Source organism: Lacticaseibacillus pantheris DSM 15945 = JCM 12539 = NBRC 106106 (assembly GCF_001311175.1).
Classification (GTDB): Bacteria; Bacillota; Bacilli; order Lactobacillales; family Lactobacillaceae; genus Lacticaseibacillus; species Lacticaseibacillus pantheris.
In genome coordinates this window covers 12272-29952 of record NZ_BBAI01000004.1, presented here as the reverse complement: position 1 = coordinate 29952, position 17681 = coordinate 12272, and the positions used below count along the sequence as shown (strand labels likewise).

The 17681-nt window shown below is 54.6% G+C and carries 12 protein-coding genes and 3 pseudogenes; 6 read left to right on the top strand and 9 right to left on the bottom strand.

The genetic code is table 11. From position 1 onward, the window contains the following. Positions 1-82: 82 nt before the first annotated feature. The 9 genes and pseudogenes from JCM12539_RS02540 to JCM12539_RS02500 all read right to left on the bottom strand — a co-directional run bounded on the left by JCM12539_RS02540 (position 83) and on the right by JCM12539_RS02500 (position 14067). Positions 83-1321: an MFS transporter gene (locus tag JCM12539_RS02540; protein ID WP_054649013.1), complete on the bottom strand. Its 1239-nt coding sequence runs from the start codon at positions 1319-1321 to the stop codon at positions 83-85. A 114-nt stretch (positions 1322-1435) separates the two neighbouring features. After that, positions 1436-2101 (bottom strand): histidine phosphatase family protein, encoded by a 666-nt coding sequence (locus JCM12539_RS02535; RefSeq protein WP_054649011.1) that lies wholly within the window; start codon positions 2099-2101, stop codon positions 1436-1438. A gap of 763 nt (positions 2102-2864) precedes the next feature. Next, positions 2865-3822: pseudogene (locus tag JCM12539_RS02530) on the bottom strand (ABC transporter permease). A 3-nt stretch (positions 3823-3825) separates the two neighbouring features. Beyond that, entirely contained in the window at positions 3826-5061 is a 1236-nt protein-coding gene (locus JCM12539_RS02525; RefSeq protein WP_082405293.1) for an ABC transporter permease, read from the bottom strand. Continuing rightward, positions 5051-6591 (bottom strand): annotated as a pseudogene (locus JCM12539_RS02520) (ABC transporter ATP-binding protein). Before JCM12539_RS02520 ends, JCM12539_RS02525 begins: the two are co-directional and overlap by 11 nt. 1590 nt (positions 6592-8181) lie before the next feature. Further along, complete coding sequence (locus JCM12539_RS02515; RefSeq protein ID WP_054649008.1) at positions 8182-9228, bottom strand: BMP family lipoprotein; 1047 nt, start codon at positions 9226-9228, stop codon at positions 8182-8184. A gap of 392 nt (positions 9229-9620) precedes the next feature. Further along, positions 9621-11435 carry an FtsX-like permease family protein gene (locus tag JCM12539_RS02510; RefSeq protein ID WP_054649006.1) on the bottom strand — a complete coding sequence of 605 codons (1815 nt, stop codon included), beginning with the start codon at positions 11433-11435 and terminating at the stop codon, positions 9621-9623. A gap of 11 nt (positions 11436-11446) precedes the next feature. Beyond that, the gene (locus tag JCM12539_RS02505; RefSeq protein ID WP_054649004.1) at positions 11447-12205 is read right to left on the bottom strand and encodes an ABC transporter ATP-binding protein; all 759 of its coding nucleotides are present in this window, start codon (positions 12203-12205) and stop codon (positions 11447-11449) included. A gap of 202 nt (positions 12206-12407) precedes the next feature. Next, positions 12408-14067 (bottom strand): annotated as a pseudogene (locus JCM12539_RS02500) (APC family permease). Between the two features lie 871 nt (positions 14068-14938). On the opposite strand from JCM12539_RS02500, the gene JCM12539_RS02495 reads away from it, so the two are divergent. The 6 genes from JCM12539_RS02495 to JCM12539_RS13780 are packed head-to-tail and all read left to right on the top strand — an operon-like array spanning position 14939 to position 17286. Beyond that, positions 14939-15268 carry a PadR family transcriptional regulator gene (locus JCM12539_RS02495; RefSeq protein ID WP_054649002.1) on the top strand — a complete coding sequence of 110 codons (330 nt, stop codon included), beginning with the start codon at positions 14939-14941 and terminating at the stop codon, positions 15266-15268. Next, complete coding sequence (locus tag JCM12539_RS02490; protein ID WP_054649000.1) at positions 15261-15608, top strand: DUF1048 domain-containing protein; 348 nt, start codon at positions 15261-15263, stop codon at positions 15606-15608. The genes JCM12539_RS02495 and JCM12539_RS02490 overlap by 8 nt, the downstream gene beginning before the upstream one ends. Beyond that, entirely contained in the window at positions 15605-16126 is a 522-nt protein-coding gene (locus tag JCM12539_RS13790) for an ABC transporter ATP-binding protein (protein WP_225350196.1), read from the top strand. The genes JCM12539_RS02490 and JCM12539_RS13790 overlap by 4 nt, the downstream gene beginning before the upstream one ends. Continuing rightward, complete coding sequence (locus JCM12539_RS13785; RefSeq protein WP_225350195.1) at positions 16123-16521, top strand: ATP-binding cassette domain-containing protein; 399 nt, start codon at positions 16123-16125, stop codon at positions 16519-16521. The genes JCM12539_RS13790 and JCM12539_RS13785 overlap by 4 nt, the downstream gene beginning before the upstream one ends. Continuing rightward, positions 16508-17131, top strand: a complete 624-nt coding sequence (locus tag JCM12539_RS02480) for an ABC transporter permease (RefSeq protein ID WP_225350194.1) — start codon at positions 16508-16510, stop codon at positions 17129-17131. The genes JCM12539_RS13785 and JCM12539_RS02480 overlap by 14 nt, the downstream gene beginning before the upstream one ends. Then, a complete protein-coding gene (locus JCM12539_RS13780) occupies positions 17128-17286 on the top strand; it encodes a hypothetical protein (RefSeq protein WP_225350193.1) in 159 nt (52 codons plus the stop codon). Before JCM12539_RS02480 ends, JCM12539_RS13780 begins: the two co-directional genes overlap by 4 nt. Positions 17287-17681: the final 395 nt, after the last annotated feature.

Here is a 17681-nt window from a genome sequence, read left to right as displayed (position 1 = left end):
TCAGAATAGCATAGAAAGCGGTTGCGGTGAACCCGCGCCGTCACGCTTGATGGTTGCGTCCAACCAACACCAAGTTTACAAATCAGTTGGTCGTGGCGCCGTGCCACCACCGGGCGACCAGCTGCCTTTGACTCAACAGCACAGGAATCAGCAGTGCCAGTGCCAGCAACCCACAGGCAGGAAAGCCCCAGACACCACTGGCCAAATCCATCACCCCACCAGCAAAGAGGCTGCCGACCGGCGTCGTGCCCTGGTTTAACAGTACGTACACGCTCATCACACGGCCGCGTAGTTCGTTGGGAATCTTAAACTGAAAACCCGCGTTCGACTGGTTGAGGAAGAGCATGTTACAAAAGCCCACTGCCACCATCAGTATCATTGCGACACCGTACGAATGCACAACAATCATTGCCGCCTGCAACGCCGCGGTGCCGATGCCCACCATCAGGTAAATGTTGCGCTGCAACCCAAAGCGGGACAGGTAACTCATGAGGATGGCGGCAACTAACGAGCCCGCACCCGTTGCGGATAGGAGGCTAGCGTACGTCTGTGCACCCGAATGTAGCACCTCCTTGGCAAAGATGGGGATGATAACGTTGTTGTTGTAATTAAGCGTGCAGACAATCAACATCATTTCCGCGCTGAGGCGAATTTCCGCGTGACTCCACACGTAGCGCAAACCATCCTTAACGTCTGACCAAATGTGCTTCTTGGACGGCGTTGCCAGTGGATGGGTCTGCTTAATTAGAAACAGCCCCAACAGCACGGCTAGGTAGCTGGCCGCATCCACCAAGAAACAGAAGCCGAGGCTAAACTTGACCATCAAGAGCCCGGCTAGCGAGGGCCCGGCCACTTTGGCCAGGTTAAACACCGTCGAGTTAAGCGAAATCCCGTTCAGAAGGTCCTTATGGCCAACCAGCTCGACGACAAACGACTGGCGTGTCGTTGTGTCGAAGCTTTGGAGTACCCCGTAACCGAGTGCAATGGCTATGACTTCCCAATATTGGACGACGTTGGTGTACACCAACACTGTCATGACCACCCCCAGAGCAAGGAAACCACTTTGAGTAATAATCAAAATTTTGCGTTTGGAGTACCGGTCAATGAGCGTACCAGCCACCAGCGTTAATAGCAGAATCGGCAAAAATTGGGCGGCGGACAACAAACCAACCAGAAAGGCTGAATTGGTCATCTTGTACACCAACCACGTTTGTGCGGTCCGCTGTACCCAGGTGCCCATAACGGACACACACTGACCAATCCAGAAATAGCGAAAATTATTTGAGTGAATTAACGACGAAAACGTATTATCAAAAAAAATGCATGGTTATCTACCGCCTTATTAAAAATTACCCCAATCACTTATGTAATACATCCTCTAAGCAAACAAAGAGACCACGGCCGCAACCGTGGTCTCCATCATCAAACGTTAGCCTTAATCCTTTGGAACCTGATTATAACTCAATACCTTGATACCGTCATCCGTGAGTTGAATCTTGCTGACACTGCCATTCTTTGGACTCACCGACACGTCGTAGCCATCCTGACGACCGAACTTATCCACGATACTGCGAATGGTCGTGCCGTGGCTCACCATCAGCACGTCCCCACCATCGGGATTGTCGTCACGCAGTTCTTTGAACCCGTGCATCAGTCGCGTCCAGTACGTACGCGCGTCCTCGGCGTCACCAAACGGATCGGCGGCAGCCATGAAGTCTTTGCTGGCGTCCATGCCGTGTTCCTTAATGATTTCGTGGAAGGTCCGCAACCCGCCGTGGGGCATCCCGATGACGTACCAGGTACGGGCAGAATCGTCGCCTTCAAAGTAGCCATAGCACTGCTCCCGAAAGTTTTCGGTCAGGTGCAGGTGCGTACCCGGGTACAAGTTGGCTGCCAAAATGTGTTTGGCCGTGTTCCGGGCGCGCATGGTATCGCTACAGTACGCCCGCTGGAAGTGAATCTCACGTAAATACTTGCCAGCCCGGTCAGCGTCAGCCTCACCTTTGTCAGTCAGCGGCGAGTCACACCAACCCTGCATCCGGTTGTACTTGTTCAAATAAGTCTGACCATGGCGCACGAGGTAGACAGTTACTGGTTCCATGATGGGGCCTCCCAAATGTTTTCTTGATACCCTCATCATACCATTATCACCGCTGGATTTGGGCAAGGGTTACCGACCGGTTTGGTGGTGGGGATGGCTCCGGTAGTTGGGGTTGCCTGTGGCCGGCTACCTCCGCCATCCCCACCACCCAAACCTAGGTTAACTGTTCAACTCCAAAATAGAATAATTTTAGAATGAGCTACATACCTACATTTAAACCATTAGATGCCAGTCATTTATGGTATGTTCCCGTACCCCAGGAACAAATTGAGAGTTCGTTTATGCACTGTCAACATTGATCAAGTGATGTTACCCGAGCAATACGTGTTTGACACTTGGTAAATTCCAACCGCTGTGGCAAATCGTGGCCGCGGGCACTGTTATTTAGAAAATTGCTATCACTCTCGCACACTAGGACCGCGCTACCGGTATGGTGGGCCGTTTGGGGGGGAGGCGACTGAGACCGGAGTATTGACCGCTCCCGGGGGGGAACCGCTGTTGGAGCCGGAGGCGACGTACAGCGCGACGAGATTCAAGACTGGCCGGTGGGTTTCCGGATAGGCCTGAATTTGTGCCGGAAACACGCCCGCATTTGGCGGGTTGGAGCTTCGCCCTAGGAGCGGTCAATACGGAGCGTCTCACAAATCCGTAGCCCCCAAACGACCCACCAAGAACCAACGTTACAGTGTGGAACAGCCGATAGTGAAGACACTAAAAAAAACGGCTTCCAAGTATACCCCGGAAACCGTCTTTGCCATAATCACTATTTAGCTTTCACAAACGTTGACCCATCTGCTGCTGGTGCCGCCGACTTCCCGACGAACGCAACCAGGACAATGATGGTAATCAGGTATGGCGCGATACTGAAAATCACGTCCGGCATCGACTTAATGACCGGAATGTACGCACCGACAATGGATAGCTCTGCGCAAAGCCGAAGAATACGGCCGCGCCCATGGCTCCAACTGGGTGCCACTTACCGAAGACCATCGCCGCTAGGGCCATGAACCCTTGGCCCACAATCGTGGTTACCGAGAAGTTCAGCGTAATCGATTCGGCCATCACGGCCCCACCGATACCGCCCAGGAACCCAGAGAGCATTACACCCATGTACCGATACCGGTACACGGAAATGCCGACGGAGTCAGCGGCCTCGGGATGCTCACCGACTGAACGGAGGCGTATTCCGAAGCGCGTGTGGGTCAACACCCACGCACAGAAAATCGATACGATAATGCCAGGTATGCCACCACCGACGTCTTGGTGAAAAAGATTGGTCCAATGACCGGAATCTTCGACAGCAACGGGATTGTCGTAGTGGATAGCGGGTGCTGCAAAATTGCGGTCTGCCCGCGGCCTTCATACAGCAAGCGCGTCAGGTACACCCCCAGCGCCGGTGCCATCAGGTTCAGCACCGTACCACTGATGATGTGGTCAGTCCGCCAATTGATGGTCGCCACGGCATGAATGAGTGAGAACAATACACCGACCACCCCGCCGGCAATCAGGCCTAGCCAGGGAGTCAGGCCACCCAGTTCTTTACCAAAGGTGAGGTTAAACACCGAGCCAGCGAAGGCCCCCATGACCATGATGCCTTCAAGACCAACGTTGACAATCCCCGAGTGTTCGGAGAACGCACCGCCAATAGCCGTGAAGATGAGCGGGGCGGAATAGACAAGCGTTGTTGATACTAACGTCAGTAAGATTACTTGTAAGTCCATTGATTACGCCTCCCCATCGTGTTCATCGTGGTGGTCCGGTTGTTCGACTTTGCTTTGCTTCTGGCCCCGTTTGCGTGGCGGTATCTCGCCCGCCCGCGGCTGGTCTGCCTCCGCGTCACCAGGTCCAGACGCTACGCCCGCGGCCGCAGCCGTTGATGCGGTCACCTTGCTGGCGTTACGCGCAGCCTGGCGCCGCGCGCTGGTGTTCAACGCGTAACGAATGATGTACTGCGCACCGACAAAGAAGATGACGGCGGCAATCACGATGTCCACAATTTCTGACGGCGTGTTCGACATGATGGAAATGTTCAGTCCACCAATCTTCAACAGGCCAAACAGCACGGCCGCAAAGATGATCCCGATGGCCGAACCGCCCGCCAACAGCGACACGGACATGCCGTCGTAGCCAATGCTAGGCATGGCGTCGTTCACGATGATGTTCTCGTAGTTACCAAGACCATCGACGGCGCCGCCCAATCCACAAAAAGCGCCGGAAATCAGCATAGAGAGGATAATCGTCTTCTTGTCGGACATCCCCGCGTACCGTGCACCGTCGGGGTTCATCCCCACGGCCCGAATTTCGTAACCCAAAGTTGTTTTCCGCATCAGCCACCACAGGAAGATGGCCGCAATAATTGCAATAATCAGTCCGTAATGGAAGGTCGAGTTTTGCGTCAAGTTTTCCAGAAACGGTGTCCGCAACCGTGCCGCTGTTGGAACCGTCGGGGAGTAATCGTTATCCCCTTTGGCCAGCACGCCCTTCACGAACGCGTTCGTACCGTATAACGCCACGTAGTTCAGCATGATGGTCGTGATCACTTCGCTGGTCCCGAAGAAGGCCCGCAGCACGCCGGCAATCCCGGACCAGATGGCCCCACAGATGACGCCGGCAATGATAGCACCGGGCAACATGATGATGCGGGGCAGATCGGGAAACCAGAGGGCAAAGGAGACGGCACCCACCCAGCCCAGCAGCGCCTGGCCGGCAACACCAATGTTAAAGAAACCGGCCGAGTTTGCGATAGCAAAGCCGCACCCCGTCAAGATTAACGGGGTCGCGGTCCGCAACACTTCACCGATGGCGTTAGGTGTACCCACCGCACCCATGAACATGTTGGCGTAATCCTGAATCGGGTTGAACCCCGACAGCAGCATGATGATGGCACCCACCAGTAAGCCTAAGAAGACCGCAATGATTGGGATCCAGATGCTACGAATCCAAGTTTTACTAATCCGCATTGGTAGTGGCCTCCTTGTCCTGCTGGCCAGAGCCGGCCATCATTAAACCAATTTGTTGTTCAGTCAAGTTCTCCGCATCCTCAGTCGCCACTAGGTGCCCCGCGTGGATAACGGCAATCCGGTCGGCGAGCTGACGAATTTCATCCAGTTCATAAGAGATTAGTAGCACCGCATGTCCTGCCGCCCGCGCGTTCAGAATCTGCTGGTGAATAAACTCAATGGCACCGACGTCCAGGCCCCGGGTTGGGTTCATGGCAATCATTAGTTGCGGATCCCTGCTCATTTCCCGGGCAATAATCAGCTTTTGCTGATTACCACCAGACATGGAGCCAGCGGAATTGTGCATATCGGCAATCCGCACGTCAAACTGTTTGTTCAACCGGGCGGTCATTTCCGCCGCGGCTTTGGCATCACGCACACCGTGGTGGGCCAAAGGTGGCCGGTAGTACTCCATCATGCTCATGTTATCAATTTCGGACATGGGCATGATCAGGCCAAACTTTTGCCGGTCTTCGGGAATGTGGCCGACACCGGATTCGGTGACCTGCCGCGGCTTGGCGTGGGTCGTGTCCTTACCGCCCACGGTCACCGTCCCGTTAGCAACCGGCATCAAACCAGTCAGCGCTTTGACCAGCTCACTTTGCCCGTTACCATCGACCCCGGCCAGGCCGACAATTTCACCGGCGTGCACCGTTAAGTTGAAGTCCCGGACGCGGTGAACCTTCTTGTGGTCGACCACGTCGAGGTGCTCAATCTTCAGGATGGCGGGCCCATCCTGGTAAGGGGCCTTGTCGAGTGCAAAGTTGACGGCGCGACCGACCATCATGGTGGCCAGGTCCTCAGCGGATTCATCGGCCGTCTTCACGGTCTGAATGACGTGCCCCCGGCGCACAATCGTGGTGTAGTCGGCCACCTGCCGAATTTCCTCCAACTTATGCGTAATCAGGATGACGGCTTTGCTTCATCCGCGAGCTTCCGCATAATTTTCAGTAACTCGGTAATTTCTTGCGGCGTCAACACCGCAGTGGGTTCATCAAAAATCAGCACGTCCGCGTCACGGAAGAGAATTTTGACGATCTCCACCCGCTGCTGCATACCGACGGAAATGTCGCTCACCTTGGCGTCCAAATCCAGCTCCAAATCGTATTGATCCAGAATGGCCTGAATTTTCGCCCGCGCCTGTTTCTTGTTGAGGCGACCGGCATTGGTTGGCTCCGCGCCCAGAATGATGTTTTCCAGGACGGTAAAGGCGTCGACCAGCATAAAGTGCTGGTGCACCATCCCCACTCCGAGGTCCGTCGCGTCTTTGGCCGAGTGGAGGTCTACCACCTGACCCTTGATTTTGATTTCACCACTAGTGGGGCGCAAAATGCCCGACAACATGTTCATCAGGGTCGACTTACCGGCCCCGTTCTCCCCTAACAGTGCGTGCACTTGGCCGTTGTAAAAAGAAATGGAAATATCATCGTTGGCCTTGAAAGTACCGAAAGCTTTGGTTAAATGATTGATCTCAATTGCTGCTGTAGCCATATAGCTGGTCCCCCAGCATGCGTGTTACTATCCACGCACACCAAAAATGAATTATTCCTCTGCAATTATGTAGGCGGTGGCCACCCACTAGGTGTACGCCGCCACTGGTGTCTATCATACTACCAGTTGTGGCTGATTTGTTGCGACCACCAAAATACCTATTAATATATTACCGTGTTTCTGCCCGTTCCGATACTGGTAATTGCGCCTAATTATAAATTTTCCGTACATTATCCGTTTTCATCCCCACATCATTCACTGGTGGAAACGGTTAGTGGTGTGAGAATCTGAGCGGGGCGCGGCTGGGACTGGGGGCCTACGCCTTTGTGGGTCACTCCACGGTGACCGCTTCTAGGGCGAAGCCTACAATCGCAAATGGACTGGGTGGTTAGAATCTGAGCGGGGCGCGGCTGGGACTGGGAGCCTACGCCTTTGTGGGTCACTCCACGGTGACCGCTTCTAGGGCGAAGCCTACAATCGCAAAGCCCGCGATTTCCGGCGCGAATTCAAGCTGCCGCAAACCCAGCGTCAGTCTTGAATATCGTCGCGCCGTAAGGGCTAAAGCCCTAACGGCGGTACCCCCTGGTAGCGGTCACCGTTCCGGACCCAGTCGGCTCCGGCCCCCAGTCCCAGCCACACCCCACTCAGGTTCTCCGCTAGTTCGATTTCCACTCGAGGGTGTGTGGGGATAAGTACGGATACTGCTAGCGATGCGGGTTGTAACACCTCCCTTAAATTAGAGGCGGCGTTAACAGACTTATATAAAACCCTATTCACAAATCAAGTTCTATAACTTCAAATACATCGAGTACCTAGCGTGTCTATGAACACCATTTCGAATTCTATTGGTGTTGCATCTGCCTCACTGTTCGTGGACTACACCTACCCCCACTATAGTTGGTATGCTAGCTAGCCATTATCGGTTATGGCCACCAATCCAGTCTCCAAGGTTGTAAACTCCGCAATTGGAGGGCTGGGGCTGCTGGTGTGAAGCGGAGTGGGTATGGGCACCACTGGCTGTTCACGGTCCGCATATGCGGACGCCGTAGGAGCGCAGCGACGTACGGCGAGACCAGTTTAGAGACTACGGCGCTTTTCCGTAGGCTCTAAGTGGCGGCGGAAGACCGCGCTCTTTGCGGGCTGTAGCCTTCTCCACCGCAGCCGGTGGTGCCCATACCCACGGGAGCGTAACACCAGCAGCCCCAGGCCATGGGCATAGTGCGCTGTTCGTGGTCTACCCATCTGCTGACGACGCCACTATGTGTGGGTCGAGCCGGGCTTGCTGGTATGGAGCGGAGTGGATGTGTCACCGATTGGCTGTTTACGGTCCGCGTATGCGGACGCCGTAGGAGCGCAGCGACGTACGGCGAGACCAGCTTAGAGACTGTGGTGGGTTTCCACAGGCTCTAAGTGGCGGCGGAAGACCGCGTTCTTTGCGGGCTGGAGCCTTCCCCACCGCAGCCAGTCGGTGCCACGTCCACGGGAGCGCAATACCAGCAAGCCCGGCTTGATCCACGCCAAGTTACGTCAAGCCACAAGGAGGGTATAGAAAAACCGGGGCGTAGTGGCCCCGGTTCGTCGACGCTTAGGTTACTTCAATGCGGATGGCGTTTCAGCGACCTTGATCTTGCCGTTGATGATGTCAGTCCGGTACTTCTGAACGTCCTTCCATACGGAGGCGCTCATGTTGTCGCGGGCCAACTTAACACCGTCACCCTTCAGGCCGTACGCAATGGTCTTGCCACCAGGGAACTTGCCTTTCTTAGCATCCGTTGCCAGGTCCTTAACGGCCGTGTCCACACCCTTAACCGTGGAAGCCAGGGTCAAGTTGCCGCCCTTGTACTTACCTTCGGCAGTCTGGTCACGGTCAACACCGATTACCCAAACCTTCTTGGACTTGATGGCGTTCTTGGCCGCGGAGAAGACCCCGGAACCAGTACCACCAGCAGCCTGGTAGATGATGTCTTCGTCGTTGTTGTACATCGTCTGTGCCAACGTCTGACCAACATCTGGCTTGCTAAAGCTGTTAGCGTACTTCACGTCAACAGTAACCTTCTTGTTCTGGTCCTTGTTGACCTGCTCAACGCCCTGACGGAAACCAGCCTCAAAACGGTCGATAACGGCACCGTGCACACCACCGATGAAACCAACCTTGCCTGACTTAGTGGTTTCAGCTGCAGCCACACCAGCCAAGAAGGCCGCTTCGTTATCCTTAAACGTTGCGCTAGCGACGTTCTTCACGTTAATAACGTCATCAATGATGACAAAGTTGGTCTTCGGGTTCTTCTGTGCCGCTGCCTTGATGGTCTTGCTCAGCTTGTAGCCACTACCAATAATGGTAGCGTACTTAGCCTGCACCATCTTGTTAACGTTCGGCGTAAAGTCGGCCTCGGAATCGCTCTGGGCGTAGTTGTAACCACCAACGCCCTTCTTCAGACCATTGGCCTTACCCCAAGCTTCCAGCCCTTCCCATTCTGACTGGTTGAAACTCTTGTCGTCGACACCACCACCATCGGTGACCAACGCAACCGAGTGCTTACTCGTCTTGCTCGAGCTGGACGAGCTCGAACCACACGCTGCCAGAACTACCGTCAATGCTGCGGCCGCCGCCACAGTCGCTACCTTAGTGAATTTCACTACAAGTCCTCCTCTGTTTTAAGGGTCCGTTCCCTGCTTACAAAAAAAAGATACCACTGATATTCACGTAAAACAAGAACAATCGCCACACATTTTTCATAAATCGTTCGAAACTGCATTGGCCCAGTTCTTACACGAAAAAGCGTGCGCGTCAGCAAGCTGGTTGCAAACGCACACGCTTTTTAATAATCAAAATTGGTTTAATCGGTTGATGTCATGACACGGCCGAAACAGCATTCCGCCGCGCCTTTGCCATCACCCACGTGAGAAACACACATCTATTATCCTCCATTACCGTCCTAAATGCACGCCCAAATTAATTGACATGTGTCCGGCATGGTAAAAATGTGGACATCCCGCTTTGATTTTAGCTCAATGTTCGTTAATTGCGGTTACTCGCGTGGACGGACAATCCCGTTGTACAGCCACACGGTGAGCACGTAATACAGGATGTAGAGCACCGCAAAGATGGCAAACGGCACCCAGATACCAGCATACGGATTGATCAGTAGTGCTTTAAACAGCTGGAGTCCGAACAATACGTGAACTACCCCCAGCACTGCCGGCACTCCGAACAGGACACCGATTTCGGTTCGAATCGAGTTCCGTAGCAGCTTGGGCCGTACACCCATGCGGGATAGCATCCGGTAACGCGCCCTGTCGGCGGCAGCCCCCGACAGGATCTTGAACATCAACGTGCTGGCAAGCATGGCGAGGAACGCCAGCCCCAGGAAGAAGCCCATGAAGGCAAAGCCACTGTTCATCCCGTTCATCATGGTGTACATGGTGTACTTATCCGGTGCGGAACGCTTCATCAGCTGTGGGTAACGCTTAATTTCCATTTCATGGATTTTCTTCATGACCGGAATGTTGGCGCGTAAATCACTAACCCGGTAAGTCACCACTTTCTGCACCTGCCCACCTGCGCGAGCATAAGACTGCGCGTCCACAAACCGCAGTTTGGAGCCGCCCGCGATGTTCATCGTGGTCAGCGTTAAGAATGCGTTCTGGTACTCGACCGTATTTTCCTTGGCCGTATCCGCTTTGTACTGAGAATACTGCATCACGTCACGCTTGGTAAAATTGGCCTTCACCTCGAGTACCGGGTGCGCGTTCACCTCATCCGCTTGGAAGTAGGCGGTGTTGTTGGACTGATCCACTTTGACGTCGTAAGTAACCTTGCTGGTAACCCCCGTCAACTTGTCGGCCTCACGCTGCGTGGCCGTAGTCGGGTCGTGCAGCACCACGTCGTAGGTACTCAGTGCGTTAGTCATTGTCGGTGTTTCCTGGTAGAAGTTCAGCCCGACCGTAATGGCACCCAGTGCTAAGGCAAAGAGGATGGACACCACCGCCAAGATTGCGGTGTACGAGTGGAGCCGGAACCCAATCTGGGCCAGGGTAAAGCTACGGACGTTCTTCTGTGCGAACTTGTGGTTGCGTCGTAGCGCCCCCACAATGGATGTCACCACGGCCCCGACCAGCAGGAAGCTACCCAAAACAATGGTGACTAGCGCGATGGGAATACTGTTAATGCCCAGGTGGTTAATGGCCTTCATGGCCCAGTAGCCAACGCCGAGGCTGATGATACCCAGAATAGCTAGCAGCAATTCCCGTACCGGCCGACGCTGCACGATGACCGGCTGCGTGTCCGCATGGAGCAGCTCCAGCACCGGCGTCCGCCGCATCTTGCGGGCGTTGACCAACGCCGCGAGGAAGAACAGGACGGTAAAGAAGATGATGGTCGTCAGGACCGCCGGCCAGTACAGGCTCACCAGGTGTCGCGCGGGGGCATCCAGCATCTGCCGCAACAGTTGGCTCACCCCACCGGTTAGCCCGACACCGATAGCGGTCCCGACCAGCGTGGCGCCGACACCGAGTGCCAGCGTCTCGGTAAAAATCAGGCGACTGATCTTGCGCGACTTTGCACCCAGCATCATGAACAGGGCGTAATCCCGCTGCCGCAGTGAGAGCAGGAACGAGTTGGCATAAATAATGTACACAAAGGTGATGATGGCGAGTAATACCGCCCCAAAGCCGAAGATAATCGGCGTAACGGACACCGTCGAATTTGCCTTCTGGAACTGGTCGTTGGTCGCCAACGCCATGAACATGTAGAAGATGGCGCTGCCGATGACCAGGCCGGAAAACAGCACGACGTAATCACGGAGGCGGCTTTTAATACCCGATAACGCTAGTTTGTTGAGCATCTCGACACCCCCTAGTTCTGGAACGTGCCGAGGACGTCAAGCAGTTCGCGGTAAAACTCCTCGCGGCTGCGGTCCCCACGCTTGATTTCCTGACCGATCACCCCGTCCTTGATGAGCAAAATCCGCTGGGCGTAGCTCGCCGAGAACGGATCGTGCGTGACAAGCAGGATGGGTACTTCCTGGTCAGTGTTCAACATTTTCATCGTTTCCAGTAACTCCCGGGCGCTCTGGGAGTCCAAGGCCCCCGTCGGTTCATCCCCAAAGAGGATGGCCGGCTTGTGCACCAACGCACGGGCCGCAGCGACACGCTGCTTTTGCCCACCACTGATGGCGCTCGGGTAGGAATCCAAGATGGGCGTAATGCCCAGCCGTTGCGCGATGGCGTCCACGTCCTCAGCGATACGGCCGGACGGAACGTTTTGCAGTGCTAGTGGCAAAGCAATGTTTTCCCGCGCCGTCAGGGTTTCTAGCAAGTTAAAGTCCTGAAAAATGAATCCGATCGTTTGCGCGCGGAAGTCAGCTAACTGGTCGCCGCTCAACTGCGTCACGTCCGTACCGTTAATGGTGACGGAGCCGCTCGTTGGCTGATCCAGGGTACTCAATAGGTTCAACAAAGTGGTTTTCCCAGAGCCACTTGCACCCATGATGCCGACAAACTCGCCGGGCGCCACGTCAAAGCTAATCCCCTTTAACGCTTGGTACTGCTTTTCACCCTTCTTACCGTATGTTTTTGTTAGGTCGCGTACAGACACGACGTTTTGGTTAGTCATAATGATACCCTCCCGTTTGATTACTTACAGTTACTACGCGGCTACACGTTGATAACCGCGGAACACTTATTATAGTACTGGTCTCTGCGCGCCGATTCATCGGGCGGAAGGCTGAAAAGTGCAGTGAACAATCACTGGCACGCAAAAAGGACGCCACCCGTCACAACCGCAACGGCGTCGTCCCCTACTTTGTATCCATTAATTAATCCTGGTAGCTGCTGACCTGGGTGCGACCATCCTTGGTCATCCCCCAAACAACTACGAAAATCACGGCGTCGACCGCCAGTACCACGAGCCAGCGGAGGAGCCCCATGCTGGCTGGTAGCAGCGACTCAACTAACCCCCATGAGGTCAGGCCAATCAGTACCACCAGCATCACACCGGTCAGGGTGTACCACGTCCCTTTGCCAAAGGCGATACCGCCACGGGCCGCAGCCTGGCGTTTTGCCACCCACGGCATCAGGAAACCGAGGACGATCATACCGGCCGTCACCCCGATGTTCAGGATCATTTCCATAGTCCACTTACCCGTACCAAACACGGCGTCGACCGGGAAGAATCCAAGGACAGCCAGCAGCGCGGTGATACCGAACATCCACCAGCCGACGGTCAACCCGGCCCACCGGTGTTTTAGGTAGACGTAATCGCCACCGTGATACTGTTCGTTGTGCTTACGAACCATAATGTACGCCCAGAACAGGAACAGCGTGCTGGCTGGGCTGACGATCCCGTTCAGGTTCAACAGCCAGTTAAAGATGTCGTTAATCTGCGGCAACATCCCCGCTAGCGCCATGATGATGCCACAGATAGCGGTGGTCAGCCAGTAACCGTTAATTGGCAACCCGTCGCTGGTCAGCTTGGTTAGCTGCTTGGGCATGTACTGCTTGGCCACGTCACCCAGGAAGATCCGCGTGGACGCATCCAGAATCACGGCCAGTTGTGCCAACATGTAGATACCCTGGACGGCGGCAAAGATGTACATCAACACGTTACCCATCCCGTACTGCGACCAATAGCCTGGAACGCGTAGTACGAACCGTTCATCTTGAGGTCATTCGGCAGGTGGTGCGCATTGAAGTACACACCCAGACTGAACGTACCAAACAGCGTTAGGAACATGGTCATGATGGCAATCATCTTGAGGGCTTTCGGGAAGTCCCGGGACGGGTGCTTCATGTCTTTGGTGTACGGTGCCGCGATTTCCGAGCCGTTCATCGCAAAGACAAACAGGCCAAAGGTGGCCAGGAACCGGAAGTCAAAGTGTTTCGGCAGAAAGGCGTGCAAGTTGAACGGGTGGGTCGCAATCGGCTTACCCGAGGTCAACCCCGCAAACGTCATGACCACGAAGAGAATGGTCATCAGGAACATGGCCCCACCACCAATGGTACTGAGAATCTCGAGCGAGCGGTTCTTGAACAGGTGCTGGAACCAGATGAAGCCAACGAAGATAACGGCCGTTAGGATACCAAACCAGGCGTTGCCCAGGTGACTTTGGATGTCACCGTTACCGGTAATGATCCACCCCAGCGAGATAACGACGGAGTTGGCGACGTCCACCACGTACGGCAAACCAGTAATCCAGTAGAACCACGCGGCAAAGTAGCCAACTTTGTCCCCATTCACCGCGCGCATCCAGGAGGTAATGCCACCGCCACGATCCTCGAACTGCGAGCCATGTGGGCCACAATCAGGTTGTACGGAATCACGTACAGCACCGTCATGACGACCCACGTGAAGACGGCAACGAGCCCCTGGTTCTGGAAGTTGTAGATAATATCGTCAAAGCCGATGACGGTCACAAAGTCCATCAGGCCGACGATCACCCAGGGGATGAAGCGTTGTTGCGATTGTTGATTATTCATATTTTATGTCCTCAGTCTAGTGTTTACAGCAAACAACTGGACTGACGACCGGGTGACTTATTGCTAAAACGACGCATGGGTTGGTCCTCGATATGTATTTTAATGAAAAATTGCATTGTAAATGTGCCTCAACCATGTTACCAAACTTCCCTGGTTTGGCAAAGGTGGGTGGGTGTGCTGGCAAAGTGGCGGTGGGGTTGCGGATTTGTGCCCTGCGCCGTAGTTGCCACAGCAGTGGTCGCCGGCCGCGTTGGTCGGGTTGGTGAGTTACGGCTTTCGTGGGCACTCCGCGGTAATCCACTGCTAGGGCGAAACCTCCAACTCGCCAAGTACACGCGAGTTTCCGGTGCGATTCTGAGCCTGCCCGGAAGCCCGCCGGTCAGTCTCAGAATTCGTCGCGCCGTACGTCACTGCGTTCCTACGGCGGTACCCCCCGGCAGTGGTTACCGCTCCGACCCACACACCTCCACTCACCAACCCGACCGACGCGGCCTCTAACTACTAATGTTGCAACCACGTCTTCCAGCACAATGCCTCCACTTCACCACCACTTTGCCAGCACCCGTTAGTTCGAAGCTTGATCCTTGCATTGACCAGATAGTTATGTTGCACATTTACCTACCCCGTATAGCAACGATGAGTATAAATACAACCTGGCCATTCTTGCGGGGGGGACTGCGGCAGACAGACAGGTACTCGTGAACCCCGTCTTCCGCTACCCCACGGGTTCGGGTCACCTACACTAGACGTATTGACATTCCCAGTACCTACCGTTACTATGTACCCGTACCTAGTATTACCGAGTAGGCGACAATTACTAACGAACGTTAAGTGCAACCAGCTAGCTAGCAGCTTTTGAGAGGTGAACGAATTGAAAGGTCTAACCGAATTATTGAAGGGTGCACTCGAAGGTATCGTCCTTCAGCGTATTGCCCAAAGCGAAACGTACGGATACGAAATCACCACCTACCTGGTCGACCTCGGCTTTGAAGACATCGTTGAAGGTACCGTCTACACCGTGCTTCTGCGACTCGAGAAAAAGGGATTGCTGAACGTCGACCGGCGTAAGTCCGAGATGGGCCCACCCCGCAAGTTCTACACACTCAACCCAGCAGGTGAACAATACCTGCACGAATTCTGGCAAAAATGGGACTTTCTGGGCGCTACCATGAACAAATTGAAGGAGCAAAGCCATGCCTAACATTAAAAGTAGCATCAACAACATGATTAAGGACAAAAAGCGCTACAAGCAGTTCACTAAGGACGTCGCGGCCTTACCCGCGCCTTACGCAGCAACCGTAACCGCCCTCACCAAATATATGTGGAACTTCGCCCGCAGTGGGGCCATGATGGACGTCCTTGAAGAAATTTTGCGTATCTTCCAGGAAAACGCAGCGGAGAACGTGCCCGTCCTACAAATTGTCGGTGATGACCCGGTAGAATTCGCCGAAAACATCATGGCACAATACCCCGACGAACTCTGGCTGATAAAGTACCGCAATCAGCTGCGCAAACAGGTGGCGGAGGCTGAGCAATCATGAACGCAATCACAGTCCGCGGCGTTACCAAAAACTTTGGCGAGCTCTCAGTACTCAAAGGCGTTAACCTTGACGTCCAACAAGGTGAAATTTTCACCTTGCTGGGCGCTAACGGTGCCGGCAAAAGCACCCTGATCAACATTTTGACCACACTCTCCCTGCCAAACTCTGGCACCGTGAGCATCATGGGCTTCGACCCACGCAAAGATGGCAACGCAGTGCGCAAGCTAATCAGCCTGAACGCGCAAACTGCCACACTTGACGGCGAATTTTCCGGTGCCGAAAACCTGCGGCTAATTGCACAACTTCGTGGGGTCAGGAACGAGCGGGCGGAGATTGCCGTGCTCGCAACACGGTTGAACCTGACCGACTTTTTACACCGAAAAGTTAAAACCTACTCAGGAGGTATGCGCCGACGCCTAGATATTGCGATGTCACTGATCGGCAATCCGCAAATCGTATTTCTTGACGAGCCCACAACCGGGTGGATCCCCAGAACCGGCTGGAGCTTTGGCAGATGATTCGCGAAATTCGCGATGCCGGTAAAACGGTCTTCCTTACCACGCAGTACCTCGATGAGGCCGACGCCCTATCCGACCATATAGCCTTTATCCATGACGGCACCATTGTTAAATACGGCACCCCGGCGGCAATCAAGCAACGCGTCGCCGCTACGTACACGCTGCAGGTCGCCCCTTCCGACCAGGATGCGGCAGGAACGGCTTTGTCTAAAGCAGGCATTCACTATGTGCAGGCCGAACACGGTGTGACACTATCCGCTGACAGCGGTAACGCTGCTTTGGCAAGCCTACTGGACGCCCAAATTAACGTTGAGCACTTCGACCGTGACGAAACTAACCTGGAGTCGGTTTTTCTGGACGTCACTGGAAAGGTGGAAAAATATGAAAACCATTAAGCAACTCGGCGTCCTCACGGGGCGCATTATTCGTCAAAATTTGACGAATGCGGACACCATCATCACCGTGATTGCGATGCCGATGTTCATGCTACTGTTCTTTGTGTACGTCATGGGTGGCAACATCGTTACTGGCAACGGTAACGGCGCGTCCGCCTACCTGCGCTATGCTTTGCCCGGATTTTTGCTCCTGACAATGGCGATGGGCTCAGCCTATACGTCCATGCGCATCAACTTCGACCGCACGTCGGGGTTCCTGGATAGGTTGCACTCACTGCCAATATCGCGCTGGGTAATACTTGGTTCACACGTGTTGGCGTCAGTAATTTTTATGCTGATTGCCGAAGCGCTGGTCTTCCTAGTCGGCGTGGCGATGGGTTACCGGACCGACGCAACGCTTGGTTCAGCCTTCATGTTCCTGGGCCTGTCCGTCCTCTTTGGCCTGGGCATCACGCTGCTGGCGGTCCCGTTTTCACTCAAAGCGGATAACTACGCATCAGCGGGTGGTTTCTCGTACGTTCTGTTGATGCTGCTGTTTGTCAGTTCGGCCTCATGCCTACTAAAGGAATGGCGAAACCCATCCAAATTTTTGCGGACCACCAACCAATGACTCCGATTGTCAATGCGGCCCGCGGGCTACTCGACCAGGCGGCAGTGGTCGGCCAGCACACCGATATAATCGCCGTTGCTTGGCTAGTCGGCTCAATCATTGTCTTCGGACTCCTATCTTACCGCGTCTACATGCACATGTTCCTGGCCAAATAGTTTTTTTGGGGGAGTGCTGGCAAAGTGGCGGTGGGCTTTCGGTCAGGCTCTGAATCGCGGCGGAAACACGCCCGCACTTGGCGGGTTGGAGCCTTCGCCCTAGCAGTGGTTACCATGGAGCACCCCACGTAAGCCGCAGCTCACCGGTTCGACCGACGCGGCCGCCAACACTACTGTAGCAATCCACGGCGGAGGGCACGTAAGCCGCAGTCCCAAAGTCCACCCGCGTGTTCACCCCACTTTGTGTTCACTAACACCCCAGACACGGGGACGGATGTGGTACAATGAGGACAATTATTCCGGAAAGAGGTGCAAGGACATGCGTATTAGAAGTGTTGTTTTGGCAGGTTAATGAAACAGTGCGCTGACTGATACGTGTGCCCGTAATCGAGCAC

What these genes read in the sequence shown, in the direction of transcription:
- JCM12539_RS02480 (WP_225350194.1), top strand. Translation starts at nt 16,508, where the DNA reads ATGAAAACCATTAAGCAACTCGGCGTCCTCACGGGGCGCATTATTCGT.
- JCM12539_RS02510 (WP_054649006.1), bottom strand. Translation starts at nt 11,435, where the DNA reads ATGCTCAACAAACTAGCGTTATCGGGTATTAAAAGCCGCCTCCGTGAT.
- JCM12539_RS13785 (WP_225350195.1), top strand. Translation starts at nt 16,123, where the DNA reads ATGATTCGCGAAATTCGCGATGCCGGTAAAACGGTCTTCCTTACCACG.
- JCM12539_RS02490 (WP_054649000.1), top strand. Translation starts at nt 15,261, where the DNA reads ATGCCTAACATTAAAAGTAGCATCAACAACATGATTAAGGACAAAAAG.
- JCM12539_RS13780 (WP_225350193.1), top strand. Translation starts at nt 17,128, where the DNA reads ATGACTCCGATTGTCAATGCGGCCCGCGGGCTACTCGACCAGGCGGCA.
- JCM12539_RS02505 (WP_054649004.1), bottom strand. Translation starts at nt 12,205, where the DNA reads ATGACTAACCAAAACGTCGTGTCTGTACGCGACCTAACAAAAACATAC.
- JCM12539_RS02525 (WP_082405293.1), bottom strand. Translation starts at nt 5,061, where the DNA reads ATGCGGATTAGTAAAACTTGGATTCGTAGCATCTGGATCCCAATCATT.
- JCM12539_RS02535 (WP_054649011.1), bottom strand. Translation starts at nt 2,101, where the DNA reads ATGGAACCAGTAACTGTCTACCTCGTGCGCCATGGTCAGACTTATTTG.
- JCM12539_RS13790 (WP_225350196.1), top strand. Translation starts at nt 15,605, where the DNA reads ATGAACGCAATCACAGTCCGCGGCGTTACCAAAAACTTTGGCGAGCTC.